At 65.8% G+C, this 24,503-nt stretch carries 21 protein-coding genes; 14 read left to right on the top strand and 7 right to left on the bottom strand.

The window, feature by feature from the left end; genetic code table 11:
• Positions 1 to 19 precede the first annotated feature (19 nt).
• Genes CR917_RS01985 through CR917_RS01970 form a run of 4 tightly spaced genes read left to right on the top strand, consistent with a single transcriptional unit; the run spans position 20 to position 3,082 of the window.
• Positions 20 to 565 carry a hypothetical protein gene (locus CR917_RS01985; protein WP_043863215.1) on the top strand — a complete coding sequence of 182 codons (546 nt, stop codon included), beginning with the start codon at positions 20 to 22 and terminating at the stop codon, positions 563 to 565.
• 24 nt (positions 566 to 589) lie between these two features.
• A complete protein-coding gene (locus CR917_RS01980; RefSeq protein ID WP_043863216.1) occupies positions 590 to 1,867 on the top strand; it encodes a flavohemoglobin expression-modulating QEGLA motif protein in 1,278 nt (425 codons plus the stop codon).
• The gene (locus CR917_RS01975; protein WP_043863217.1) at positions 1,839 to 2,756 is read left to right on the top strand and encodes an alpha/beta hydrolase; all 918 of its coding nucleotides are present in this window, start codon (positions 1,839 to 1,841) and stop codon (positions 2,754 to 2,756) included. Before CR917_RS01980 ends, CR917_RS01975 begins: the two co-directional genes overlap by 29 nt.
• On the top strand, positions 2,753 to 3,082 hold the full coding sequence (locus CR917_RS01970; RefSeq protein WP_104571838.1) for a hypothetical protein: 330 nt from the start codon (positions 2,753 to 2,755) through the stop codon (positions 3,080 to 3,082). The genes CR917_RS01975 and CR917_RS01970 overlap by 4 nt, the downstream gene beginning before the upstream one ends.
• Positions 3,083 to 3,130: 48 nt before the next feature.
• Here CR917_RS01970 and CR917_RS01965 read toward each other — a convergent pair whose 3' ends face one another.
• The 4 genes from CR917_RS01965 to CR917_RS01950 all read right to left on the bottom strand — a co-directional run bounded on the left by CR917_RS01965 (position 3,131) and on the right by CR917_RS01950 (position 9,822).
• Positions 3,131 to 7,711 carry an NEL-type E3 ubiquitin ligase domain-containing protein gene (locus CR917_RS01965; protein ID WP_104571837.1) on the bottom strand — a complete coding sequence of 1,527 codons (4,581 nt, stop codon included), beginning with the start codon at positions 7,709 to 7,711 and terminating at the stop codon, positions 3,131 to 3,133.
• A 138-nt stretch (positions 7,712 to 7,849) separates the two neighbouring features.
• Complete coding sequence (locus CR917_RS01960) at positions 7,850 to 8,638, bottom strand: OmpA family protein (protein WP_043863220.1); 789 nt, start codon at positions 8,636 to 8,638, stop codon at positions 7,850 to 7,852.
• A gap of 52 nt (positions 8,639 to 8,690) precedes the next feature.
• Complete coding sequence (locus CR917_RS01955) at positions 8,691 to 9,104, bottom strand: DUF4398 domain-containing protein (RefSeq protein ID WP_043863221.1); 414 nt, start codon at positions 9,102 to 9,104, stop codon at positions 8,691 to 8,693.
• A gap of 373 nt (positions 9,105 to 9,477) precedes the next feature.
• Positions 9,478 to 9,822, bottom strand: a complete 345-nt coding sequence (locus CR917_RS01950; protein WP_043863222.1) for a hypothetical protein — start codon at positions 9,820 to 9,822, stop codon at positions 9,478 to 9,480.
• 144 nt (positions 9,823 to 9,966) lie between these two features.
• Between CR917_RS01950 and ppc the strand changes: the two genes are divergently transcribed.
• The 7 genes from ppc (at position 9,967) to CR917_RS01915 (ending at position 17,123) form a co-directional block, all read left to right on the top strand.
• On the top strand, positions 9,967 to 12,594 hold the full coding sequence (ppc, locus tag CR917_RS01945; RefSeq protein ID WP_043863223.1) for a phosphoenolpyruvate carboxylase: 2,628 nt from the start codon (positions 9,967 to 9,969) through the stop codon (positions 12,592 to 12,594).
• Positions 12,595 to 12,861: 267 nt separating this feature from the next.
• Positions 12,862 to 13,512: an adenylate kinase gene (gene adk / locus CR917_RS01940; RefSeq protein ID WP_043863224.1), complete on the top strand. Its 651-nt coding sequence runs from the start codon at positions 12,862 to 12,864 to the stop codon at positions 13,510 to 13,512.
• Positions 13,513 to 13,600: 88 nt separating this feature from the next.
• Positions 13,601 to 14,275 (top strand): tRNA (adenosine(37)-N6)-threonylcarbamoyltransferase complex dimerization subunit type 1 TsaB, encoded by a 675-nt coding sequence (tsaB, locus tag CR917_RS01935; RefSeq protein WP_104571836.1) that lies wholly within the window; start codon positions 13,601 to 13,603, stop codon positions 14,273 to 14,275.
• A gap of 127 nt (positions 14,276 to 14,402) precedes the next feature.
• A complete protein-coding gene (locus tag CR917_RS01930) occupies positions 14,403 to 14,696 on the top strand; it encodes a hypothetical protein (RefSeq protein ID WP_043863226.1) in 294 nt (97 codons plus the stop codon).
• Positions 14,697 to 14,699: 3 nt separating this feature from the next.
• A complete protein-coding gene (locus tag CR917_RS01925) occupies positions 14,700 to 15,563 on the top strand; it encodes a DUF72 domain-containing protein (protein WP_104571835.1) in 864 nt (287 codons plus the stop codon).
• 33 nt (positions 15,564 to 15,596) lie between these two features.
• Positions 15,597 to 16,427, top strand: a complete 831-nt coding sequence (locus tag CR917_RS01920; protein WP_043863228.1) for an oxaloacetate decarboxylase — start codon at positions 15,597 to 15,599, stop codon at positions 16,425 to 16,427.
• A 6-nt stretch (positions 16,428 to 16,433) separates the two neighbouring features.
• The gene (locus tag CR917_RS01915; protein WP_104571834.1) at positions 16,434 to 17,123 is read left to right on the top strand and encodes an extensin family protein; all 690 of its coding nucleotides are present in this window, start codon (positions 16,434 to 16,436) and stop codon (positions 17,121 to 17,123) included.
• Here CR917_RS01915 and CR917_RS01910 read toward each other — a convergent pair.
• Entirely contained in the window at positions 17,120 to 17,740 is a 621-nt protein-coding gene (locus tag CR917_RS01910; protein WP_043863230.1) for a hypothetical protein, read from the bottom strand. The two genes, CR917_RS01915 and CR917_RS01910, sit on opposite strands and share 4 nt — an antisense overlap.
• Before the next feature lie 99 nt (positions 17,741 to 17,839).
• Here CR917_RS01910 and CR917_RS01905 point away from each other — a divergent pair, with 99 nt between their 5' ends.
• The gene (locus tag CR917_RS01905; protein WP_173925034.1) at positions 17,840 to 18,619 is read left to right on the top strand and encodes a class I SAM-dependent methyltransferase; all 780 of its coding nucleotides are present in this window, start codon (positions 17,840 to 17,842) and stop codon (positions 18,617 to 18,619) included.
• Here the strand turns inward: CR917_RS01905 and CR917_RS01900 are convergent, their stop codons facing one another.
• A complete protein-coding gene (locus tag CR917_RS01900) occupies positions 18,620 to 19,255 on the bottom strand; it encodes a TetR/AcrR family transcriptional regulator (RefSeq protein WP_104571833.1) in 636 nt (211 codons plus the stop codon).
• Between the two features lie 280 nt (positions 19,256 to 19,535).
• Here CR917_RS01900 and CR917_RS01895 point away from each other — a divergent pair, with 280 nt between their 5' ends.
• Positions 19,536 to 20,636, top strand: coding sequence for an efflux RND transporter periplasmic adaptor subunit (locus CR917_RS01895; protein WP_078480078.1), 1,101 nt, complete (start codon positions 19,536 to 19,538; stop codon positions 20,634 to 20,636).
• 6 nt (positions 20,637 to 20,642) lie between these two features.
• Complete coding sequence (locus CR917_RS01890; protein WP_104571832.1) at positions 20,643 to 23,708, top strand: efflux RND transporter permease subunit; 3,066 nt, start codon at positions 20,643 to 20,645, stop codon at positions 23,706 to 23,708.
• A gap of 78 nt (positions 23,709 to 23,786) precedes the next feature.
• Here CR917_RS01890 and CR917_RS01885 read toward each other — a convergent pair whose 3' ends face one another.
• The gene (locus CR917_RS01885) at positions 23,787 to 24,476 is read right to left on the bottom strand and encodes a DUF4197 domain-containing protein (RefSeq protein WP_043863235.1); all 690 of its coding nucleotides are present in this window, start codon (positions 24,474 to 24,476) and stop codon (positions 23,787 to 23,789) included.
• Between the last annotated feature and the right edge of the window lie 27 nt (positions 24,477 to 24,503).

Genomic DNA, 24,503 nt, shown 5'->3' with positions numbered 1-24,503 from the left:
CTAATTCAAGGAGTATCGGATGAAAGCCTGGCGTGTGCTGTTGGCCCTGTCGTTTGTGCTGTTGAGTGGTTGCCTGGTGACGTTCAACGAGCCGATCCCGACCAACCAGCCGGCGCCCAAGGCCCTGCTCGGCAAATGGACCAGCAAGGACGCCTGGGGCGAGCCGCTGACGTTGCAGATCAGCCGCAGGGGCGACAACGCCTACAAGGCGGTGGCCACCGCCAAGGGCAAGAAGCCTGAAACCTACGCCTTCACCGTGGCCCGCCATGGCAACCGCTGGTACCTCTCGGCCGGCGTGCCCAAGCGTCTGGGGGGCAACTTCCTGATCGGCGGGTTCGAGGTGATCGACAACAAGCAACTGGTGATCTACAACCTGGATGTCGAGCAGATCAACCAGGCCCTGAAGAACAAGGAACTGAGCGGTCGCGCCATCGAGATACCGGAGGAAAACGGCCAGGGCGTGCTCATCGACAGCCCGGCGGCGCGGGTGCTGGCCTACCTGGACGACCCGGCCAACTCCGACCTGTTCATCGAAGTCGCACGTTTTCAGCGGGCCGGCAAGTAGGCTGGCCAACACAAGGAGTTTCGGGTGGACGAGTACCAGCAGACGATACGCACCCTGTCTGATCGCATTGTCCTGGCGCAAACCCCCATTCGCGTACTCGATGCGGTGAAATGGGACGACAGCATTCGCCAGGGTTTCCTCAAGGCCAAGGGCCGGGAAATGCCGGCCGTGGACCGCGCCTACTATCAGGGCAGGCCCTTGTCGTTCGACTCCAGCGCGGTGAAGCTCGAGTTCCAGAACATCGAGCGCGACATCACCCGCCAGCTCGGCCAGTTCAACCCGGTCGGGCAGATCATGCGGCGCATGTGCAAGGAATACCGCATGGTGGTGCGCATGCTCGAGGCGCGCGGCACCGAAGACTTCGGCCTGATTTCCCAGGAGCTTTACGGCGCCGCCTCCGACGCCTTCCATGCCGGCGACCCGACCCTGGCCGACCTGGGCCTGATGCTCTCGGACTACCTGAACAACATCGACGGGCGCGGCGACCTCAAGGACGAACCCAAGGACCTCACCGCCAAGCAGGCCGTGGAGCTGCTCCAGGGCCGCCTGAACAAGGTGTTCGGCGAGGCCGAGGAAACCATCCGCGTGTTCGAGTCCGACGGTATCGTCGCCGACGCGGCGGCGGGCGCCGACTACATCAAGATCCGCAGCGACGCGATGTTCAACAGCCGCGACGTGCGCGCGCTGGAGGTGCATGAAGGGCTGGTGCACGTGGGCACCACGCTCAACGGCCTCAACCAGCCGATCTGCACCTTCCTGGCCAAGGGCCCGCCCTCGTCGACGGTGACCCAGGAAGGCCTGGCGATCCTGATGGAAGTGATCGCCTTTGCCTCCTACCCCAGCCGCCTGCGCAAGCTCACCAACCGCACCCGCGCCATCCACATGGTCGAGGAGGGGGCGGACTTCATGCAGGTGTACGAGTTCTTCCGTGCCCAGGGGTTTGAAATGGCCGAAAGCTATGGCAATGCCAGCCGCGTGTTCCGCGGCTCGGTGCCCAATGGCCTGCCATTCACCAAGGACTTGTCCTACCTCAAGGGCTTCATCATGGTTTACAACTACATTCAGTTGGCCGTGCGCAAGGGCAAGCTGGAGCAGATTCCGTTGCTGTTCTGCGGCAAGACCACCCTGGAAGACATGCGCACCCTGCGCCAACTGGTCGATGAAGGCCTGGTGGAGCCACCCAAGTACCTGCCCGAGCAGTTTCGCGACCTGAACGCGCTGTCGGCCTGGATGTGTTTTTCCAACTTCCTCAACCACCTGAGCCTGGACCGGATTGAAGCCGATTATTCGAACATTCTCTGAGCACTGGCGGGTCGGCCTGCTGGCCGCGCTGCTGAGCCTGGCCGGCTGCAGTTCGCTGTTGTTCTACCCCGAGCGTGGCCTGCCGTTCACGCCCGAGAAGGCCGGGCTGGCCTACCGCGACGTGAGCCTGACCACCGAGGACGGCACGCGCCTGCACGGCTGGTGGTTGCCGGCCAAGGCCGGGGTGCCGGTCAAGGGCACGGTACTGCACCTGCATGGCAATGGCGGCAACCTGGCCTGGCATCTGGGCGCCAGCTGGTGGCTGCCCGAGCAGGGCTACCAGGTGCTGCTGGTGGACTACCGGGGGTACGGGGTGTCCCAGGGCGAACCGACCCTGCCGGCGGTGTACCAGGACATCGCCGCGGCGCTGGACTGGCTGCAGCAGGCTCCCGAAGTGCAGGGCAAGCCGCTGGTGCTGCTGGGGCAGAGCCTGGGCGGGGCGATGGGCATTCACTACCTGGCGCAGCATCCCGAGCAGCGCCAGCGCTTCAAGGCCCTGGTGTTCGACGGGGTGCCGGCCAGCTACCGCAAGGTGGGCCAGTTTGCCCTGAGCACTTCCTGGCTGACCTGGCCGTTCCAGGTGCCGTTGTCGTGGCTGGTACCCGATGGCGACAGCGCCATCGGGTCGATCGACCAGTTGAGCTCGCCGCCCAAGCTGTTCTTCCACAGCATCGACGACCCGATCGTGCCGTTGGCCAACGGCCTGGCGCTGTACCGCGCCGCGCCGCCACCGCGGGTTCTGCAACTGACCCGTGGCGGGCATGTGCAGACCTTCGCCGACAAGACCTGGCGCCAGGTGATGCTGCGCTTTCTGGATGACCCCGAGCATTTCAACGGGCTGCGGCGCTTGGCCGAAGTCCCCAATTACCCTGACGAGAAGTCGCAATGAGTGAAGAACGCAACGCCATCCCGCTGATCATTACCGGTATCTGCAGCATCATCGGTACGGTGGGCGTGCTCTGGTACTACGGCTACCTGCATTTCGCCAAGCCCCAGGATGCACTGTTGCTGGCCGACTACACCATGCTCAAGACGGTGCCGGGGGAGGACTACAAGATCTCGCTCAAGCCGGCGGCGCAGGTGGCGCAGTGCATCGAAGGCGTGCTGGTGCTGTTCGACACCGAACAGAAGGGCCTGACCGGCGTGCTGGTGGACAACCGCAAGCAGGCGGTGCGCTGCATGGGGCAGGAGACGCCCCAGCAGGTCCAGCAGTAAGCGGTTCCCGGTACGCCGCGTGAATACCTGCGGCGTACCGGGCACGCGTCAGCTACGTGACGAAGGGCCCGGGCGCGGCTCGCGCAGAATGGTCCTGGTCAGTTCCATGCGGGCCTGTTCGACCCGTTTCATCAAGGCCTGGTAGGCCGCGCGGTATTCGCTGCTGTTGAGCGACAGCATGTCCGGCAGCGCTTCGTGCAGGCCCAGCCGACCACTCAGGTGCAGGATGTCGCGCAGGCGCGCCTGTTCATCCTCGCTCAAGGGCGGCGGCAGTTCTTCGTTGCTGACGGCGTCCAGGTATTCGCTGATTCGATCCCGCCAGCGGTTGACCTGCTCCAGTTGCGGTGACGCGGCAAAATCCAGGTAGCGCTGCCAGTAGGCCTGCCCATAGAGGTAGTCGGGCAACTGGCTCATCTGGGAGCGCAACACGGCCTCGCAGGCTTCATCGAGCATTGCCGGGGTAACCCAGCGGGTGTAGCCGGTGAAGGCCTGGGTGGCCGGTTGGTCGCGCAGCCCCAGGCGCGTGGTCAACGCGATCCTGAAATGCAGTTCGATTTCGCTGTAGTCGATCTGGTGCCCCAGGCGGCGCCAGCCCGGCAGGTTGGCGCTGACATGCTCGCGCAGGCGCAGTGCGCGCCAATGGCTGATCGCCATGTCGATCAGTTCGCCCTCGGCTGCCGCATCGCCCACGCTCGCCAGCGCCAGGTCGGCGTGCAGCAGGTTTTCCAGTTGCGAGAACACTACCGCATCGCGGTCGATACAACTCACCGCCTCGAGCGCCACCTCATACAGGGTTCTGCGCAGGTCCTGGCCGAAAGCCCCCCGGATCAATGCCTGGATTCGCGTGCGCATTGCCGTGTGCCTTGGCGGCAAGGCGTGCAGGCGGTCTTGGCGCAGCAGCAAGGCGAAGAACTCGATCACCGCCGAGCCGTTGTCTTCGAGCAATTGCCGGGCCCGTGCCTGATCGTCAGCGGACATGCCTTCGAACAGGCGCGGTGCGTCGCGCAGTGCCGTGGCGTGGCGCACCGAGGCCGGTTCGACGTCGGTGGAGCCCTGCGAGTCGGAGCTCCCGGCGCTGGATGCATCGGAGTCCTGCAGCGTGTTGCCCGTGGCGATCATGTCGTCCTCGAACCGCTGGCGCTGTGATTCGGGCAGGTACTCGTATGCCATGCGCAGGCCGCGTACAAGGCCGGCCCCTTCGGGAACGCTGGCAATGGCCAGGCCGCGCAGGTCGGCGCTGTGCACCCGGGGCAGTCGCTCAAGGCCCGTGGGCCACTGGTCGACGGGCGAGGCCAGGTACGACAGGTCGAGCTCTTCCAGGGCCTGCAGGCGGGTCACGTCCGGCATGCGTGAAAGCGGGTTGGCGGACAGGTCGAGGCTGACCAGGCGCTGCAGGCCACCCAGATCGAGGATGTCCTGTTCGCTCAAGCTGATGAGGTTCTGCGCCAGGTTCAGGGTGTGCAGGTGTGTTGCCTGCTGCAGTGCGGCGAAAACGCCCTGTTCGAAGCGCGCGCTCGAGCCCTGCAGGGTCAGAATGCGCAGCGAGTCGCGGGTCAGCAGACGGGTCATGTGCTGGGCCGTCCAGCTGAAGTCGGGCACGTCGATGTCGTTCAGGATCAGGGTCTGCAAGCCGCTCAAGGTGCCCAGTTCGGCCAGGCGGGTCGGGGTCAGCCGGGTACGCGACAGGTTCAGGTGGCTGAGCCGGTGCAGGTTCTCCAGACCTTGCGGCAGCTCGGTCAGGGGCAGGTTGACCAGTTCCAGCCTGTGCAGGTTCGGAAAGCGCTGCACGAAAGCTGCCAGGCCGTCGATGCGCGGTGTATCCAGGACCCTCAGTGCCACCACTGCCGGCAACGTCACCGACAACGGTGGCAACGCCTGCTGGCTGTCGATGCGAACCTCGTCCCGCCGACGCAGAATGCGGCATTCCCAGGCCCGCACCAGCTGCTGCGCCACCTCTGTGCGCTCGGCGCGGGCAGTGGCATCGGCACTTTGCTCGACCCACCGGTCCAGGCTGCCATCGAGTTGCAGGCGCTCCTGTTCCAGCTGTGTCACGTGCGCGCCGATGGGCTGGTTCTGGCTGAGCAGATGGGCGATGTAGGCATTGACGTAGCGGCGCGCAATGGGCAGCCGATGGTGGCTGATCAGGCGTTCGAGGCGGGTATGCAGTGGTTCGCGATTGAACATGTTCTGCTCGCCACGGCTGGGACTGCGTTGGGTCGGGGCATTGGCGGTGGTGGTCAACCAGCTTCTTTGCACCGGCAGGCCCAGCAGCAGACGGGCGCGGGTGGGGCGCGCCAGCGCCATTTCCATCAGGCGCTGGTGCAGGCGCTGCGGCTCGTTGAGTCCGAAGCCCAGGCGGGCGCTGCGCGACTCGCCCAGTGCATGCAGCAATGCGCGGTAGAACCCGAACTCGCTGGTGTCCTGGGCCAGCAGCACCTGGGTCGCGCTGATCGCGTGCCAGCCCTCGTCTTCATCCAGGTACACCGAGGTGGTATCGACATCGGTCTGGCCCAGCGCTGCAAGCGGGGTGCCGAACCGTGCGCCGCTGCGCAGCAGCAGCGCGGTACCGGCCGGCCAGTGGTCCAGGTGTTCGAGCAGGCGCACGGCCAGGATGAAGGTGTCCTGGTTGATCGAGGCCGGCTGGGTAAAGCCCTCCAGAGCATTGCTCAGGCGCGCGTCATGGTCGAGGGCACGCGCCTGCTCGGCCACGTCCAGAGGCAGGGGCAGCGGCGGGGTCGCCTGCAGCGGGGCATAGATGCGCTGGCGGTTTTCGTCCAGCAGTCGTTGCGCGACACTCAGTGGCAGGTTCGGATAGCGTTGCTGGAGCTCCAGCACCGCATGATCGGTACCCAGTTGTGCCAGTTCGAAGCGGTGCAAGGCGATCGCCCGATTGAGCCGTGGTGACCAGGCATCGTACAGGTCGGCCGGCGGCGGGTTGCAGCCAGTGGTGCAGGGGGTGGCGGTGTCGCCGGGGGTAGGGGTCGAATCGCCGCTGCGACGGGTTCGCCTCGATGCCGGTTCCTTGCCCAGATAGACGGCCACGGCCTGGTAGAAGGCCTGCAGCTGGGGCACATCATCGATTTCGGGTACCGCCAGCCCCTGGGCGATCAGGGCCATGCTGCGCGCTACCTGGTCCTGAATGCGTGCCCGCTGCAGCACATGCACCAGCAGCGCGGGCGCGGGTCGGTCGCGCAGGTACATCTGGCGCAGGCTTGAATTGTCAGCCCCGCTGACGCGCCCCAGCTCCAGCAGGCGCGCATCGTCGAAGCCGGCCGCGAGCGGCCCCATGCGACGCAGCAGCGACAGGCGTTCCCAGCGCTGGGGCTGCTCGTGGCGATGGTGCCAGGCTCCGGCACCGTTGTGGTACAGAGGCGGGCAGTAGGCATCCTTGTCGGTGGGGTGGCGTATCTGCCAGTGGCCCTCGGGGGCCTGCTCCACCCGGTAGAACGCCTGGTTGATCATGATCGCCTTGTGCACGCCCTGGGTGTAGAGCCCCATGGCATCCGGTTGCCCGGTCGGGGAGCTGGCGGCGTCAAGGCGGTAACTGCTCAGGTCGGGTAGCCAGCGCCGATAGTCGGCGGGTGCCGGCTTGATCACACGCAGCGGTGTGACCCACTGCGAAGGTGCCTGGCCTTCGTCTTCCTCGGTGCAGCACAGGCCCGCGCCGGCGCCGATCAGCAGATGCGCTTCGAGGGCGCTGGCGAACGGGGTGCACAGGGTGTTCAGGCTGTCGGCCTGCTGTGGTGTGGTCGGGATCAGCAGGCGCGCATCGTCGAGCAGGCGCTCGATCATGTGCTTCTGCACGAACCAGCGCAGCCCCTGGTCCAGGGCGCTGGTGTCCATCGGCAGGTCCAGCATCGCGTCGCTGGCCTGCCAGCTGCTCACCACCCGCTGCTGGTGACGCAGGGGGATGAAGCGCAGAAAGTACTGCTGGAAGGCGGTGCTCGCCAGCGCGCCGCGCAGGCTGGCAAAGAAGTGCGTGCGCGAGGGGTACTGCTTCAGCGGGTGCTGCGGGTGGCCCGGCATGTACGCGACGCACGGGGCATCGTCCACCGGCGGGCCGAGCAGAAGGATGCCGGGCACCAGCAGGTCGTCGAACAGCCTGAGCGATGCGCACACCGTTACATCCGGGCCGAAGTACGGGCCCTGTTGCGGGAACTCCACCGAACCGTCCGGATAGGCGCCGATGATCCACTCGAGCAGCTGCCTGCCTTGCCTGCCCAGGTGGCCCCGGATGTGCGCGATGCTGTATTCCTCGCGCAGGGTCGCCAGGTAGGCATCCTGCTTGGCGTCAAGCAGCGTACGGCGCTGGAGCATGGCTTGCAGGTAGGTCAGGTAGACCTCGTCCAGGCTCCTGCGCTGCTGCACGCGATGGAACACCTGTGCGGTGACGGTGGCGAAGTCCTTCGCAGACAGGTCCAGAAGGTTGTAGGTGTACAGGCTCTGAACCTTCGCGAATGCCTGCGTTGCCCGCCGTCGGGCCAGCCGGCCCAGTACCTGGTACTGGTGCAGCTGGCGTCGTTGCTCGGGGCTGGCCTGCTGCAGCCAGGCCGGTTGCTCCTGGGTTTCAAGCGGCGAGAACAGGGTATCGAATTGACGCACCCGCGCGTCGGTGTTGGAAGTGGGCATGGTGCACAGTCCTTGTGGAGGGGGAATGTGGCATTGATCCAGAGGCCCGGCAGGTGGCGGTGGTAGTTATTTGCGCAAGGGACAGGCAAAAAAAATCCCGCCCTGTAACAGGCGGGATTCTGCGGGTTGCTCAGCCTGTCAGTAGGCTTTGCTTACCGAGCGTGGCGCTACCGGCTGGTTGTCGTTGGAGATGGTGACCTCCACGCGACGGTTCTGCGCACGGCCCGAGTTGCTGGAGTTGTCAGCCACCGGGAACTCCTTGCCGTAGCCCTGGGCCACGATGCGCGATGGGTCTACGCCGGCACGTACCAGTGCGGTGCGAACAGCGTTGGCGCGACGCTCGGACAGCGACTGGTTGTAGCTGGCAGAGCCCTTGCTGTCGGTGTAGCCCTCGACGATCACCTTGCGGTCAGGGTTTTCCTGAAGGAACTGCGCCAGGGTGGTGATGTTCGGCAGGGCGCTGCTTTTCAGGTTGGCCTTGTCGAAGTCGAACAGCACGTCGCCGAAGGTCACCAGGGTGCCGCGTTCGGTCTGCTTGGCATTGAGGCTGTTCTGCAACTGCTTGATTTGCGCATCACGGGCATCCAGGCGAGCCTGGGCGCGTTTGGCGGCAGCGCTTTTCAGGTTGTTTTCGGCGTCACGCAGGGCGATGGTCTGCTTGGCCACTTCCACGCGCTGGTTGGTCAGGTAGGCGAGCTGGTCGACTTTCTTCTCGTCTTCCTTGTTCATGTAGGCCTGGTCGGCCTTGTTCAGCCAGTCTTGCGCGTCCTTGGTTTCCAGCGCCGCGACCTTGCTCGCCTGCGGATTGCTCTGCAGGGCGGAGAAGTTGGTGCGGGCGGATTCCAGGTTCGGGTTAGGCGGCGTGGAGCAGGCAGCCAGACCAACGCTCAAGGCCAGAAGGGCGGGGATCATCACGTGTTTACGCATAGTGGGTCATCCTTTATCGATTACGAATGCATGGGTCGGTGAGGCAAGCGGCTTACTGCACGCTGCGCATGCCTTCCTCACGCAGGTCCTGCACGCCCTGGTTGGCGTCCTGCACCGCTTTTTCGGCCTTGGCCGCCTGGGCTTTGCGCTCGGCGACGCGAGCGTCCCATTCGGCCTGTTCGGCCAGGCGCTTGGCCTCGTCGTACTTCTTGTCATGCATGGCGATTTCAGCTTGTTTGAGCTTGTCCTGAGCCGCCTTCATTTCCACCGCCGCGAACTCGGTACCGCCCGCGCTGACGGCGGAGTTCACCGCTGACTGCGTTACGGCGTACTGCTCGGTTGGCGGATTGCCTGCGCAGCCGGCCAGAACCAGGCTGCTGCCCAATGCCAGCGCAGCCAGCTTGAGCCCGCGCAGTTGGGTGAAGGAGGTTTTTTCGGTGCGGGTCTTCATGGTGGTCAACTCCATTGGATCACTCCTGATGAACAACGAATTCCGTAACAATCCATCGGCATGGCCCGTCAGCCTGGGGAACACGATATGCCCGTAGCTTAGGGGTTTTGCCGTAATGGCTATTGGCTGTGACCGAAGCGTTTTTTGAATAGTTCAGAAAAAAGTCTCGCCTTATCGTGTTTTTATCTGACTGATCGGTCAGTAGGTTTTCGGGGGAACTTTGCAGCGCGTGCGTAGTACGCGTGCCTGTATGGGTATAGACGGGGTTTGTGGTTCGGGCCATCAAAGGGCCTTGAATGCGGGGTTCTCGAGGCGGCTGCACGGCCCGTTGCAGAGGCCTGCGGGCTGTGGCGCTCCACAGCGCAGCCCGCAGTCGGCCAGCGGATCACTAGTGCGCCGGCCCGTCCTTGCGCTCACTCATGTCGCGCAGGTAACGGCGTGACAACGCCAGAAACCGAGGGGTGGGGCCGACGTCTTCGTAGAGCGGATTGTCTTCCTCGTCGGTGGCGATCACCTGCTGGCCCTTCACATACGGAAAGCTCGCCTCAAGCTCCTCCAGCGCCGCGCCGAGCAATTCGCCCAGCAACTCTTCGGGCCGGCGCTTGGGGTACATTTCGCTCAGCGCCGCCAGGCGCGCCGCCGCTTCGACGTCCAGGTGCAGGACGTGGCCGGTGGCGCTCAACGGGCCCTTGGCGCTGTGTTCCCAATGCTCGGCTAAATCACGGATCTTCATGGTGGCCTCCCACAGGTGGATGTGTTCGTTAGAGCATCGCCACCGCACATAGTTTGGTTGCATCGCCCACCCGGCTTGAAAGCCCAACCTCGACGGGGCACTCTGGACCCAGAGCTGTTTTCCCAGGATGCGGAGGCAAGGCTGATGACCGATATCGATGTGCGCTTGCGAGAAGATGTTCACCTGTTGGGCGAGTTGTTGGGCGACACCGTGCGCGAGCAGTACGGCGAAGCCTTTCTGCAGAAGATCGAAGACATTCGTCGCAGCGCCAAGGCCGACCGCAGCGGCAGTGCCGAGCAGCTGAGTTCGACCCTGAACGACCTTGCCGAAGACGAACTGCTGCCGGTGGCGCGGGCCTTCAACCAGTTCCTCAACCTGGCCAACATCGCCGAGCAGTACCAGCTGATTCGCCGTCGTGATGCCGACCAGCCCGCGCCGTTCGAGTCGCGCGTGCTGCCCGAGCTGCTGGCCCGGCTCAAGGCCGCCGGGCACAGCGACGACGCCCTGGCTCGCCAGTTGGGCAAGCTCAGCATCGAGCTGGTGCTGACCGCCCACCCGACCGAAGTCGCGCGCCGTACGCTGATCCAGAAGTACGACGCCATCGCCGCGCAACTGGCCGCCCAGGACCACCGCGACCTGACCCCCGCCGAACGCGACCAGGTGCGCCAGCGTCTGCAACGGCTGATCGCCGAGGCCTGGCACACCGAAGAGATCCGCCGTACCCGGCCGACCCCGGTGGACGAAGCCAAATGGGGCTTCGCGGTGATCGAGCACTCGCTCTGGCACGCCATCCCGCATCACCTGCGCAAGGCCGACAAGGCGCTGCACGAGGCCACCGGCCTGCGCCTGCCGCTGGAGGCTGCGCCGATCCGCTTCGCCTCGTGGATGGGCGGCGACCGTGACGGCAACCCCAATGTCACCGCCAAGGTCACCCGCGAAGTATTGCTGCTGGCGCGCTGGATGGCCGCCGACCTGTTTTTGCGCGACATCGATTCGTTGGCCGCCGAACTTTCGATGCAGCAGGCCAGCGAGGCGTTGCGTGCCAAGGTCGGTGATTCGGCCGAGCCTTACCGCACCCTGCTCAAGCAACTGCGTGATCGCCTGCGGGTGACGCGGGCCTGGGCCCAGAGCTCGCTGGCCAGCCCGCAGCCGGCCCCCGCCGAGGTGCTGCACGACAACCGCGACCTGTTCGAGCCGCTGCTGCTGTGCTTCGAATCGCTGCACGCGTGCGGCATGGGCGTGATCGCCGATGGCCCGCTGCTCGACTGCCTGCGCAGGGCCGTTACCTTCGGGCTGTTTCTGGTGCGCCTGGACGTGCGCCAGGACGCCGCCCGGCACGCCGACGCACTCAGCGAGATCACCGAGTACCTGGGCCTGGGGCGCTACGCCGACTGGGATGAAGACGCGCGTATCCGTTTCCTGCAGCAGGAGCTGAGCAACCGCCGGCCGCTGCTGCCTGGCGACTTCAAGCCCCAGGCCGATACCGCCGAGGTGCTCGCCACCTGCCGCGAGGTGGCCGCCGCACCTGCCGCTTCGCTGGGCTCCTACGTGATCTCGATGGCCGGCGCCGCTTCCGACGTGCTGGCCGTGCAACTGCTGCTCAAGGAAGCCGGCGTGCGCCGGCCGATGCGCGTGGTGCCGCTGTTCGAAACCCTGGCCGACCTGGACAACGCCGGCCCGGTGATGGAACGCCTGCTCGGCCTGCCGGGCTATCGCGCCAGCCTGCACGGGCCGCAGGAGGTGATGATCGGCTATTCCGATTCGGCCAAGGATGCCGGCACCACCGCGGCGGCCTGGGCGCAGTATCGTGCCCAGGAAACCCTGGTGCGCATCTGCCGTGAAGAACAGGTCGAACTGCTGCTGTTCCACGGTCGCGGCGGCACCGTGGGGCGTGGTGGCGGCCCGGCGCATGCGGCGATCCTGTCGCAGCCGCCGGGCTCGGTGGCGGGGCGCTTCCGTACCACCGAGCAGGGCGAGATGATCCGCTTCAAGTTCGGCCTGCCGGACATCGCCGAGCAGAACCTCAACCTGTACCTGGCTGCGGTGCTGGAGGCGACCCTGCTGCCGCCACCGCCGCCGCAACCGGCCTGGCGCGAACTGATGGACCAGCTGGCTGCCGATGGCGTGAAGGCCTACCGTGGCGTGGTGCGCGACAACCCCGAGTTCGTCGAGTACTTCCGTCAGTCCACCCCGGAACAGGAACTCGGCCGCCTGCCACTGGGCAGTCGCCCGGCCAAGCGGCGCGCGGGCGGCATCGAGAGCCTGCGGGCGATCCCGTGGATCTTCGGCTGGACCCAGACGCGCCTGATGCTGCCCGCCTGGCTGGGCTGGGAGGCGGCGCTGAACAATGCGCTGGCCCGTGGCCAGGGCGAACTGCTGGCCGAGATGCGCGAACAGTGGCCGTTCTTCCGCACCCGCATCGACATGCTCGAGATGGTGCTGGCCAAGGCCGACGCCGACATCGCGCGCTTCTACGACGAACGTCTGGTGCAACCGCAACTGCGACCTTTGGGTGCCCATCTGCGCGACCTATTGTCGCAGGCGTGCCAGGTGGTGCTGGGTCTCACGGGGCAGCCGGTGCTACTGGCGCACAGCCCTGACACCCTGGAATTCATCCGTCTGCGCAACACCTATCTGGACCCGCTGCATCTATTGCAGGCCGAGCTGCTGGCACGCTCGCGTGCACGCGAAGCCGCTCTGGACAGCCCCTTGGAACAGGCGCTGCTGGTGACTGTGGCGGGTATTGCGGCAGGTCTGCGCAACACCGGTTGAGGGCGGGGCAGGGGTGGCGCGCCAGTGCCCGGCGCGCGCCCCGAGCACCCGGGCGAAGCGGTTTCGCCCCCGGTTGCGCCGGGCGCAACCCGGGCACGAACGGGCCTCACGCAGTATTTTTTTCCGACTTTCGACCGCTTGTGTGGTCCGGGTGCGCTGTGTATCTTGAGCAGCCTTTTGACCGATTTGCGGTCATCACCCGATTCTTGGGATTGGCCCTGAGTGGCGAATCCATTGATTTGCTTATAAAAAATTGAGGAGCACAAGATGCGCGTAATTCTGCTGGGAGCTCCCGGGGCCGGTAAAGGTACTCAGGCAAAGTTCATCACCGAGAAGTTCGGTATTCCCCAGATTTCCACCGGCGACATGCTGCGTGCCGCGGTCAAGGCCGGCACCCCGCTGGGTCTGGAAGCCAAGGCGATAATGGACGCCGGCAAGCTGGTGTCCGACGAGCTGATCATCAACCTGGTCAAGGACCGCATCGCTCAGGCCGACTGCGCCAAGGGTTTCCTGTTCGACGGTTTCCCGCGCACCATTCCCCAGGCTGAAGCCCTGGTGAGCGCCGGCGTCGAGCTGGATGCCGTGGTCGAGATCGCCGTTGCCGACGAAGAGATCGTCCAGCGTATCGCCGGCCGCCGCGTGCACGAAGGTTCGGGTCGCGTGTACCACGTGGTCTACAACCCGCCGAAGGTTGAAGGCAAGGACGACGAGACCGGCGAGCCGCTGATCCAGCGCAAGGACGACACCGAAGAAACCGTGCGTCATCGTCTGTCGGTCTACCACGAGCAGACCAAGCCGCTGGTGGACTTCTACCAGAAGCTGTCGGCTGCCAACGGTGGCAAGCCCAAGTACAGCCACATCGAAGGCGTGGGCTCGGTCGATGCCATCACCGCCAAGGTGCTGGCCGCTCTGAGCTGATCACCGCTCGGATGTGCACACAACGGCCCGCTTGCGGGCCGTTGTTGTTTATAATGCCGTTCTTTTTTCTTGCCCCCTGGAACCCCCGATGACCACCTTGCTGGCCCTGGATACCGCCACTGAAGCCTGCTCCGTTGCCTTGCTGCATGACGGCAAGGTGCTCAGCCACTATGAGGTGATCCCGCGCCTGCATGCGCAGAAGCTGCTGCCGATGATCCAGACGATGCTGGCCGAAGCGGGCATCGCCCTGTCGGCCGTCGATGCGATTGCCTTCGGCCGCGGCCCCGGCGCCTTTACCGGGGTGAGGATCGCCATCGGCGTGGTGCAGGGCCTGGCGTTCGCCCTCGAGCGTCCGGTGCTGCCGGTGTCCAACCTGGCGCTGCTGGCCCAGCGCGCGTTGCGCGAGCACGGTGCCGAGCAGGTGGCGGCGGCGATCGATGCGCGCATGGACGAGGTGTACTGGGGCTGCTACCAGCAGCAGGCCGGCGAAATGCGCCTGCTGGGCAGCGAGGCGGTGCTGGCCCCCGAACAGGTCAGCCTGCCGCCGGGCGCGGCCGGCGACTGGTTCGGTGCCGGTACCGGCTGGGGCTACGCCGAGCGCCTGTCGGTTGCCGTCAGTGGCCAGGACGCCGGCATGCTGCCCCACGCCCTCGATCTGCTGACCCTGGCGCGGTTCGCCTGGGACCGGGGCGAAGGTATTGCGCCCGATCTCGCCCAACCGGTGTACCTGCGCGACAAGGTGGCCACGCCCAAGGCGCGGTAAACCGCTGGTCGTCTATCGCCGTTGCGCATAAACCTTTTGCTCGATATGTGGTCCAGTTATCAGTCGGGCATTTGCGAAGTCTCTCAGGTGCCGCTAAATTGCCATCATTGCTCCTGAGTAATCGTTCATGCGTGTCGACGGCTTCTCTTCCCAGTCCTATCCGATCAAGCGCCCGCTGCGCAAGCCGCCGGTGCGCGAAGAGGACGTGGACGAAGACCTGCCGGGCGAGTTCGAGGCGCAGCCGTCGCCATCAGGTGCTGCAGGCGGCGCCAGCCGCAGCGGCCTGCCGGTGCGCCAGCAGGACATGATCTTCCCGCGGGCGCGCAACAAGCGCACCGCCCAGGCCCTGGCCAGCTACCTGACCACTGCCGGCTTCGTGGACTGGGAGATGGAAGTGCTGGGGTTGGACCTGTACATTTGAGGCATGACGCCTTTACCTTACTTTCTCGGTTGCCCGTCCTGGAGTGAAAACGCCTGGCGCGAGTACCTGTACCCCGCCGACGCCAGACCCAGCGACTTTCTCGGCCTCTACTGCCAGGTGTTCAATGCGGTGGAGGGCAACACCACCTTCTATGCGCGCCCCGCCCCCGCCACCCTCGAACGCTGGGCGCAGATCATGCCCGCGCACTTTCGCTTCACCGCCAAGTTCCCCGGCGACATCAGTCATGCAGACGACCTGCGTCAGCAATGCGTGGCCGCGCAAACCTTCATCAACCTGCTCAAGCCGCTGGGCGCCCGTGTGGCGCCCTACTGGTTGCAGCTGCCTGCCAGCTTCGGTCCGGCACGCCTGGGCGAGCTGGTGGCATTTATCGACGAGGTGGACGTGCCGCTGGCGGTGGAGGTGCGCAACAAGGCCTTCTTCGCCAAGGGTGAGGAGGAACGTCTGCTCAATCGGCTGTTGCTCGATCGCGGCGTCGAACGCATCTGCCTGGACCCGCGTGCCCTGTTCAGTTGCACCTCGCGCGATCCGGGCGTGCTGCATGCCCAGTCCAAGAAACCGCGGGTGCCGCCACGCCCTGCCGCCTTCAGCCAGAGCCCGCAGGTGCGCTTCATCGGCCACCCGGAACTGGCGGCCAACGAGCCGTTTCTGCTGCCGTGGCTGGACAAGGTCGCGGCCTGGATCGAGGAGGGGCGCACCCCGTACGTTTTCCTGCATACTGCCGACAACCGCCTGGCAGCCGCGCTGGCGCAGCGTTTTCATCAGGGCCTGATGGAGCGCCTGCCCGGCTTACCGGCCTTGCCTGAACTGCACAGGGCGCCCGCAGCCGAGCAGCTTGGCCTGCTCTGACCGCCCCGTACCGCCTGCTCTGGAGTTGTGATCATGGATGTGCAAACCCTGCGTGCCGAAGCCTTCAAGGCGCTGCATGAACGTGATGGCGCCTTTGTCATCCCCAACCCCTGGGATGCAGGCTCGGCCAAGCTGCTGGCCAGCCTCGGCTTCGAGGCGCTGGCCACCACCAGCGCCGGCCTGGCGTTCTCGCTGGGGCGCCCCGATGCCGAAGGCGCCATGAGCCTGGAGGAAACCCTGGGCAACGCGCGCAGCATCGTCGATGCCACCGCTCTGCCGGTGGCTGCAGACCTCGAGAACGGCTTCAGCGATACGCCCAAGGGCTGCGCCGAGGCCATCCTGCAGGCCGCCGCTGTGGGGCTTGTAGGCGGCTCCATCGAGGATGCCAGCGGCAACCCGCAAGAGCCGATCTATGGCTTTCATCAGGCAGTGGAGCGCGTCGAGGCAGCCGTTGCGGCGGCGCGCAGCCTGGAGTTCCCGTTCACCCTGTGTGCCCGCGCCGAAAACCTGCTGCACGGGCGCCTGGACCTGGACGACACCATCAAGCGCCTGCAGGCCTTTGCCGAGGCCGGTGCCGATGTGCTGTACGCGCCGGGCTTGCGCAGCGCCGAGGAGATTCGCCAGGTGGTGCAGGCCGTGGCGCCCAGGCCGGTCAACGTGCTGATGGGGCTGAGCGGGGTGGACCTGAGCGTAAGCGACCTGCAGGCGCTCGGGGTCAAGCGCATCAGCGTCGGCTCGTCGCTGGCGCGTGCGGCCTACGGCGCGTTCTTCCACGCCGCCGAACGGATCCAGCAGCAGGGCCGCTTCGACTATGCCGAACAGGCGCTGCCGTTCGACCAGCTCAACCAGTTGTTCAGGCGCTGATCGTCCATGCGGGGAGTGGGCATTTTCCTGGTGATAGCGATGGCGGCGGGGTTGGTGGCCTGGCAACAGGGCTGGCGCCTGCCGGCTGCCTGGAACCCGTGGGCGGTGCTGGACGTCAAGGCGCCCCCGAACCTGCTGACCCCCTACAAGCTGAGCCGCCTGCAGGATGACCCCAGGCTTTGCGAACAGGCCCTGGCCACCTCGACGCTGCGCTACAGCAAGCAGGCCGACAGCGCGCCAGATGTGGCCTGCCCGCTGCACAACGTGGTGCGGGTGCAGGGCTCGGGCGTTCGCCTGAGCAGCAGTTTTCTGGCCAGTTGCCCAGTCGCGGTGGCCTTCGCGCTGTTCGAGCGCCACGGCCTGCAACCGGCCGCGCAGCGTGCATTCGGCCAGGCGGTGGTGCAGGTCGATCACCTGGGCAGTTTTGCCTGTCGCAATATGTACGGGCGCAAGGAAGGGCGGCGCAGCCAGCATGCCAGCGCCAATGCGCTCGACATCGCCGGGTTCAGGCTGGCCGATGGGCAGCGCATCGAGGTGCTGCGCGACTGGCCGGGTGAGGGGGTGAAGGCGAAGTTTCTACGCGAGGTGCAGGCTGGCGGCTGCGACAGTTTCAACACGGTGCTGGGGCCTGACTACAACGCTGCCCACCGCAACCACTTCCACCTGGATATGGGCTTCTGGCAGATCTGCCGTTAGGCGGCGATGCGCACGTTGTTCAGTACCACCGGACGGGCCCAGCTGAGGTCGAACTCCAGCTCCGACTGCTGCTTGAGCAGCGTGGCCTGGTCGAACGGCTCCGGCGCCGGGTCGAGCAGGCTGGCTTCCAGCTCCGCGATCGGCAGGTGCAGCGGGTAGGGTTGCGGCGCCGGGCCTGGCTGCGGCAGCGGATGACCCTGGCTCATCACCACCGGGCGCACCCAGTTGTTGCTGATGTCCAGCTGGCGCTGCTGCTCCACCAGTTCCAGCGCGCTGAATGGCGGCGCAGGCTTGTCCAGCAGGTCCAGTTCGAATTCGGCAATCGGCAGGAACAGCGGCTCGGGCGGGGCGACGATGGTGTCGTGCACGTCGCACAGGCGCTGGCTGTGGATCTGCGCCAGGGTCTGGCTGCCGGCAATCGGTTCGCCGGTGACGGTGTCGACCTCGGGGACCGCCAGCTGACCTTCCTGCGCACCTTCACCCTGCTGCTCTGCCAACGCCTGGGCAAAGAAGTCCTGCCACAGGTGGCTGACGCCGCCGAGGGTCTGGGTGTTGTGCCGGGCAAAGTCGCCGACGGGCGACAAATAACCGGAAGGGAGCTGAAGAATGTCTGACATGGCAGTCGAAGGCTGTCCGGGTCTGGCAAAATAGCGATTACTGCGGTTATCGGCACAGGCCGGCAATCATTTAATTTTTTTGTGTGGGGAAGGTGAGCGGTGGAGCAACTGGCGGACGGCGGTATCCGGGTCGAGGCGTTGGCTGCCGAGTATCAGGCACAGGCCGAGCACTGGGCGGTGCGCCTGGGCTTGCCGCTGCAGGATGCGTCGGCGGCCTTTGCCGTGCAGGTGGGCGAGACCGGCCTGCAGATCCAGCAGTTGGGCCCGCAGGCACCGGGCCCGGTGCGGGTGGATTTCGTCGAGGGCGCGGCGGCCCATCGTCGGGTGTTCGGCGGGGGCAGCGGGCAGATGATCGCCAAGGCGGTCGGCATCGCCCAGGGCGTGCGCCCACGGGTGCTGGATGCCACGGCAGGGCTGGGCAAGGACGCCTTCGTGCTGGCCAGCCTGGGCTGCCAGATGCAACTGATCGAGCGCCAGCCGCTGGTGGCGGCGCTGCTCGAGGATGGCCTGGCGCGTGCGGCATCGGATGCCGAGGTGGGGCCCATCGTGGCCCGCATGCAGCTGCTGGCGGGCAACTCCATCGAGCGCATGCGCGACTGGCAGGGCGAACCGCCGCAGGTGATCTACCTCGATCCGATGTTTCCGCACCGCGACAAGAGCGCCCTGGTGAAAAAGGAGATGCGCGTATTCCGCCCGCTGGTGGGCGATGACCTGGATGCCCCGGCACTGCTGGAGGCCGCCCTGGCCCTGGCTAGCCACCGGGTGGTGGTCAAGCGCCCGCGCAAGGCGCCGATCATCGACGGGCCCAAGCCCAGCCATAGCCTGGAAGGCAAGTCGAGCCGCTACGACATCTACCCCAAGAAAGCCCTCAAGCCCTGACTAGGGGCGGTAGGCCCGCAAAAACACCGCCACCACATCCTGCACATGTGCCTCGGCAGCCTCGGCGTCCAGCGCCGGGGAGTAGCCGAGCAGCAGGCGATAGTTCGGCGCCCCCTTGAGCAGGCAGAAGAAGTGCTCGGCCGCCCTGGCCGGCTGCTCGATACGCAGCAGGCCATGCTGGTCGACGCGCTGCAGCAGTGCTTCCATCTCGCGCAGCACGCGCAACGGGCCGGCTTCGAAGAAGATCTGGCTGAGCTTGGGGTCCTGGGTGCCCAGGGCCATGATCAGGCGGCTGAGCTTGACCGATTGATCGCTGTTGATCAGCGCCTGGAAGCCGCGCCCGATGTTCAGCAGGACCTGCTCCACCGACGTGCCTTCGGTCAGTTCGAAGAACAGTTCGGGCAACTGGGCCGTGCAGGTGGCCACGATCGCCGAGGAGAACAGTGTCTCCTTGTCGTTGAAGTGGCTGTAGACCGTCAGTTTCGAAACCCCTGCCGCATTCGCGACCGCATCCATGCTGGTGTTGGCGTAACCGTGGGTGAGAAACAGGGCTTTGGCCGCCTCGAGGATGGCCTGGCGCTTGGCGAGGTCCTTGGGCCGGCCGGGGCCGTTGGTGGCGCTGGTTTCGTTTGGCATGAATGACACGTACAGGTTCGTTAAGGGGTACAGGGTACACCGTGGTCTCCGCCTGGGGGCTGCAATCTGCGCTTTGAACGCCTATCAGCGCCAGTGATGGCGGGTGGAAGTGGCTTTTTCGGCTCCACGGAGGGCCCAAGCGGCAGGTCCAGGTGTCAGTTCGGTGCGTGCGACGACCCTGAAATTTCTGTCCGACAATCGCTTCCCGGCGCCGTTGCGCTGATTTACTATACCCGCCGGTATAAATATTAGATGCGCTACTCACGGAAGGTTCTCGATCATGTTGCGCCATGCCTTGCCCCTTGCATTCCCGCTTACCCTTGCCTTGCTGCTGAGCGGCTGCGGGCAGGAGAGTCCCCCGCCAAGCACCCTGCGCCCGGCCATGGTGGTGCAGCCGCAGCTGTCCACGGCGGCGGTCGACAGCTACCCCGGCGAAGTGCGCGCCCGGCTCGAGCCGGAGTTGGCGTTTCGTATTCCCGGCAAGGTCAGCAAGCGCCTGGTGGAGGAGGGCCAGCGGGTCAAGGCCGACCAGCCATTGGCCGAGCTCGACCCGCAGGACGTGCGCCTGCAGCTGGAGGCCAGCCGCGCGCAGATGGCAGCGGCCCAGGCCAACCTGAGCCTGGTCAAGGCCGAGCGCGACCGCTACCAGACCCTGCTGGAACGCCAGATGGTCAGCCGCTCGCAGTTCGACAACGCCGAAAACCTGTACCGCGCAGGCCTGGCGCGAGCCAACCAGGTGCGCGCCGAATTCGATGTGGCCGGCAACCAGGCCGGCTATTCGGTGCTGCGCGCGCCACAGGACGGGGTGGTGGCCAAGCGTCAGGTCGAGGTGGGCCAGGTGGTGGCTGCCGGGCAGACCGTGTTCACCCTGGCCGCCGATGGCGAGCGCGAGGTGCTGATCAGCCTGCCGGAGCAGAACTTCGGGCGCTTCAAGGTCGGCCAGCCGGTGTCGGTGGAGCTGTGGTCGCAACCGGATACGCGCTTCGAGGGTCGCATCCGCGAGCTGTCGCCGGCCGCCGACCCGCGTTCACGTACCTTCGCTGCGCGCATCGCGTTCGCGGCCGGCAAGGTGCCCGCAGAACTGGGGCAGAGCGCACGGGTGTTCATCCAGCACGCCGAGCAGGTGCCGCTGGCGGTGCCGCTGTCGGCCCTGAGCGCCGAGAACGGCCAGACCTACGTGTGGCGGGTGGAGTCTGACAATACGCTCACGCGCACCGTGGTGCGGGTTGGCGCCTACGGCCAGGCCAGCGTGCCGGTGCTCGAAGGCCTCAAGCCCACCGATTGGGTGGTGGCGGCTGGCGGCCATGTGCTGCACGAGGGGCAGCAGATACGACCGGTGGACCGGTCCAATCGCGTGGTGAATCTGGCGGCCAAGGAGTAAGTCCCGATGGGTTTCAACCTTTCCGCCTGGGCGCTGCGCAATCGCCAGATCGTGCTGTTCCTGATGGTGCTGCTGGCCCTGGTCGGCACGCTTTCGTATACCAAGCTGGGCCAGAGCGAAGACCCGCCGTTCACCTTCAAGGCCATGGTGATCAAGACCAACTGGCCGGGGGCGAGCGCCGAGGAAGTCTCGCGCCAGATCACCGAACGCATCGAGAAGAAGCTGATGGAGACGGGCGAGTACGAGAAGATCGTCTCGTTCTCGCGCCCTGGTGAGTCCCAGGTCACTTTCATGGCCCGCGACTCGATGCATTCCAAGGATGTTCCCGAGCTGTGGTACCAGATCCGCAAGAAGGTCGCGGACATTCGCCACACCTTGCCGCCGGGTATCCAGGGGCCGTTCTTCAACGACGAGTTCGGCACCACCTTCGGCAATATCTATGCACTGACCGGTGAAGGCTTCGACTACGCGGTGCTCAAGGACTACGCCGACCGCGTGCAGATCCAGCTGCAACGTGTAAAGGATGTGGGCAAGGTCGAGCTGCTCGGCCTGCAGGACGAGAAGATCTGGATCGAGCTGTCGAACCTCAAGCTGGCGACCCTGGGCCTGCCGCTTGAAGCTGTGCAGCAGGCGCTGGAGGAACAGAATGCGGTGACCACCGCAGGCTTTTTCGAAACTCCCAGCGAGCGCCTGCAACTGCGCGTGAGCGGGCGTTTCGAGACGGTGGAGCAGATCGAGCAGTTCCCCATTCGGGTGGGCGAGCGCACCTTCCGTATCAGCGATGTGGCCGATGTGCGCCGCGGTTTCAACGATCCGCCCGCGCCACGCATGCGCTTCATGGGCGAAGACGCCATCGGCCTGGCGGTATCGATGAAGGCCGGTGGTGACATCCTGGTGCTGGGCAAGGCCCTTGAGGTCGAGTTTGCCCGTATCTCGGCCAATCTGCCGGCCGGCATGCAGCTGCGCAAGGTGTCCGACCAGCCGGCCGCCGTGAAAACCGGGGTAGGCGAGTTCGTGCAGGTGCTGGTGGAAGCACTGGCCATCGTGCTGCTGGTGAGCTTCTTCTCGCTGGGCATGCGCACCGGCCTGGTGGTGGCGCTGGCGATTCCGCTGGTGCTGGCGATGACGTTTGCCGCGATGTATTACCTCGGGATCGGCCTGCACAAGATTTCCCTGGGGGCGCTGGTGCTGGCGCTGGGGCTGTTGGTGGATGACGCGATCATTGCGGTGGAGATGATGGCGATCAAGATGGAGCAGGGCTTCGATCGCTTCAAGGCCGCCAGCTACGCCTGGACCAGCACCGCCTTCCCGATGCTCACCGGCACCCTGATCACCGCGGCGGGCTTTCTGCCGATTGCCACGGCGCAGTCGGGCACGGGCGAGTACACCCGCTCGATCTTCCAGGTGGTGACCATTGCCCTGATTGCCTCGTGGATCGCCGCCGTGGTGTTCGTGCCGTACCTGGGCGAGCGGCTGCTGCCAGACCTGGCCAAGCTGCACGCGGCCAAGCACGGCACCACCGATGGCGCCACCGACCCCTATGGCACGCCGTTCTACCAGCGTGTACGGCGGCTGGTGGGCTGGTGCGTGGCGCACCGCAAGACGGTGATCGTGGCGACCCTGGGCCTGTTCGTGCTCAGTGTGCTGTCGTTTCGCTTCGTGCCCCAGCAGTTCTTCCCGGCCTCCGGACGGCTGGAGCTGATGGTCGACCTGAAGCTGGCCGAGGGCGCCTCGCTGAGCAACACCGCCGAGCAGGTCACGCGCCTGGAGGCCCTGCTCAAGGAGCGCGCCGGCATCGACAACTATGTGGCCTACGTGGGCACCGGCTCGCCGCGCTTCTACCTGCCCCTGGACCAGCAGTTGCCGGCAACCAGCTTCGCCCAGTTCGTGGTGCTGGCCAAGACCATCGAGGAGCGCGAGGCGCTGCGCAGCTGGCTGATCGAGACCCTGAACGAGCAGTTCCCGGACCTGCGTTCGCGGGTCACGCGCCTGGAAAACGGCCCGCCCGTGGGCTATCCGGTGCAGTTCCGGGTCACCGGCGAGCACATCGAGGAGGTGCGTGCACTGGCGCGCAAGGTGGCGGCCCGGGTGCGCGAGAACCCGCATGTGGTGAACGTGCACCTGGACTGGGAAGAGCCGAGCAAGGTGATCTACCTGAGTATCGACCAGGACCGTGCCCGGGCCCTGGGGATCAGCACCGCGCACCTGGCCAAGTTCCTGCAAAGCTCGCTGACCGGTTCGTCGGTCAGCCAGTTCCGCGAAGACAACGAGCTGATCGAGATCCTGCTGCGCGGCACGCGCCAGGAACGCACCGAGCTGACCAACCTGTCGAGCCTGGCGGTGCCCACCGAGAATGGGCGCAGCGTTGCGCTGTCGCAGGTGGCGACGCTGGAGTACGGCTTCGAGGAAGGCATCATCTGGCACCGTAATCGCCTGCCGACGGTGACGGTACGTGCCGACATCTATGGCAAGGAGCAGCCGGCGACCCTGGTCAAGCAGATACTGCCGACTCTGGAGCCGGTGCGTGCCGAGCTGCCGGATGGCTACCTGCTGGAAGTGGGCGGTACGGTGGAGGATTCGACCCGCGGGCAGAACTCGGTGAATGCCGGGGTGCCACTGTTCATCGTGGTGGTGTTGAGCTTGCTGATGGTGCAGTTGCGCAGCTTCTCGCGCACGGTGATGGTGTTCCTCACCGCGCCATTGGGGCTGATCGGGGTGGTGCTGTTCCTGATGGTGTTCCGCCAGCCGTTCGGCTTCGTGGCGATGCTGGGCACCATTGCGCTGTCGGGGATGATCATGCGCAACTCGGTGATTCTGGTGGACCAGATCGAGCAGGACATCGCGGCCGGGCTGGATCGTTGGCAGGCGATCATCGAGGCCACGGTGCGGCGCTTCCGGCCGATCGTGCTGACCGCGCTGGCGGCGGTGCTGGCGATGATTCCGCTGTCGCGCAGCGTGTTCTTCGGGCCGATGGCGGTGGCGATCATGGGCGGGCTGATCGTGGCCACGGCGTTGACGCTGCTGTTCCTGCCGGCGCTGTATGCGGCGTGGTTCAAGGTGCGCAAGCCCTGAGAAGGCGTTCGCCGGCAAGGCCGGCTCCTACGGGGGCACTGCGCATCCTGTAGGAGCCGGCCTTGCCGGCGAAGGGCCCTAGAGGGCGCCGAAGACCTTCTTGGCCAGGCTGGTAGCCGCGGCCGCCGGGTTCTGGCGGATCGTCGCTTCCTGCTTGCCGATCATCTCGAACAGGCCATCCAGCGCCTGTTCGGTCACATAACCCTCGACGTTGGCGTTCTTGCTGTCCAGCAGGCCCAGCGACGAGGCCTGCCCGGCAAAGCTGTTGTACTGCTTGGCCAGGCCGACCTGGTCGGTGGCCTGCTTGACGATGGGCAGGAACTTGGCACGGATCTGCTCGCGGCTGGTCTTGTTCAGGTACTGGGTGGCCGAATCGTTGCCACCGCTGAGAATACCCTTGGCATCGGCCACGCTCATCTTCTTGACCGCATCCACCAGCAACGCCTGGGCCTGCGGTACTGCCGCCTCGGCCGCCTTGTTCATGCTGGCTTCGAGCTGGTCGACCTCGGCGCCCATGCCGAATTTCTTCATGGCCTTGGCAGCCTTGCCCAGGTTGCCCGGCAGCTCGATGCGCACGTCCGGGTTGTTGCTGAAGCCGCCTGGGGTGCCCAGTTGCTTGACGGCAATCTGCGCACCCTGGGTCAGGGCATCCTTGAGGCCGCCGGTGGCGTCCTTCTGCGACAGGTCGCCGAGTGACAGGGCCAGCGCACTGGCCGACAACAGCAGGCCGGCACACAGGCCGGTAAAGGTAAGAGCAGGGCGGAACATGGCAGCATCCTTATCCAAAGGCAAAAA

This window comes from Pseudomonas sp. BRM28 (assembly GCF_002939405.1).
Lineage (GTDB): Bacteria > Pseudomonadota > Gammaproteobacteria > Pseudomonadales > Pseudomonadaceae > Aquipseudomonas > Aquipseudomonas palmensis.
This window is presented reverse-complemented; position numbering and strand designations above follow the sequence as displayed.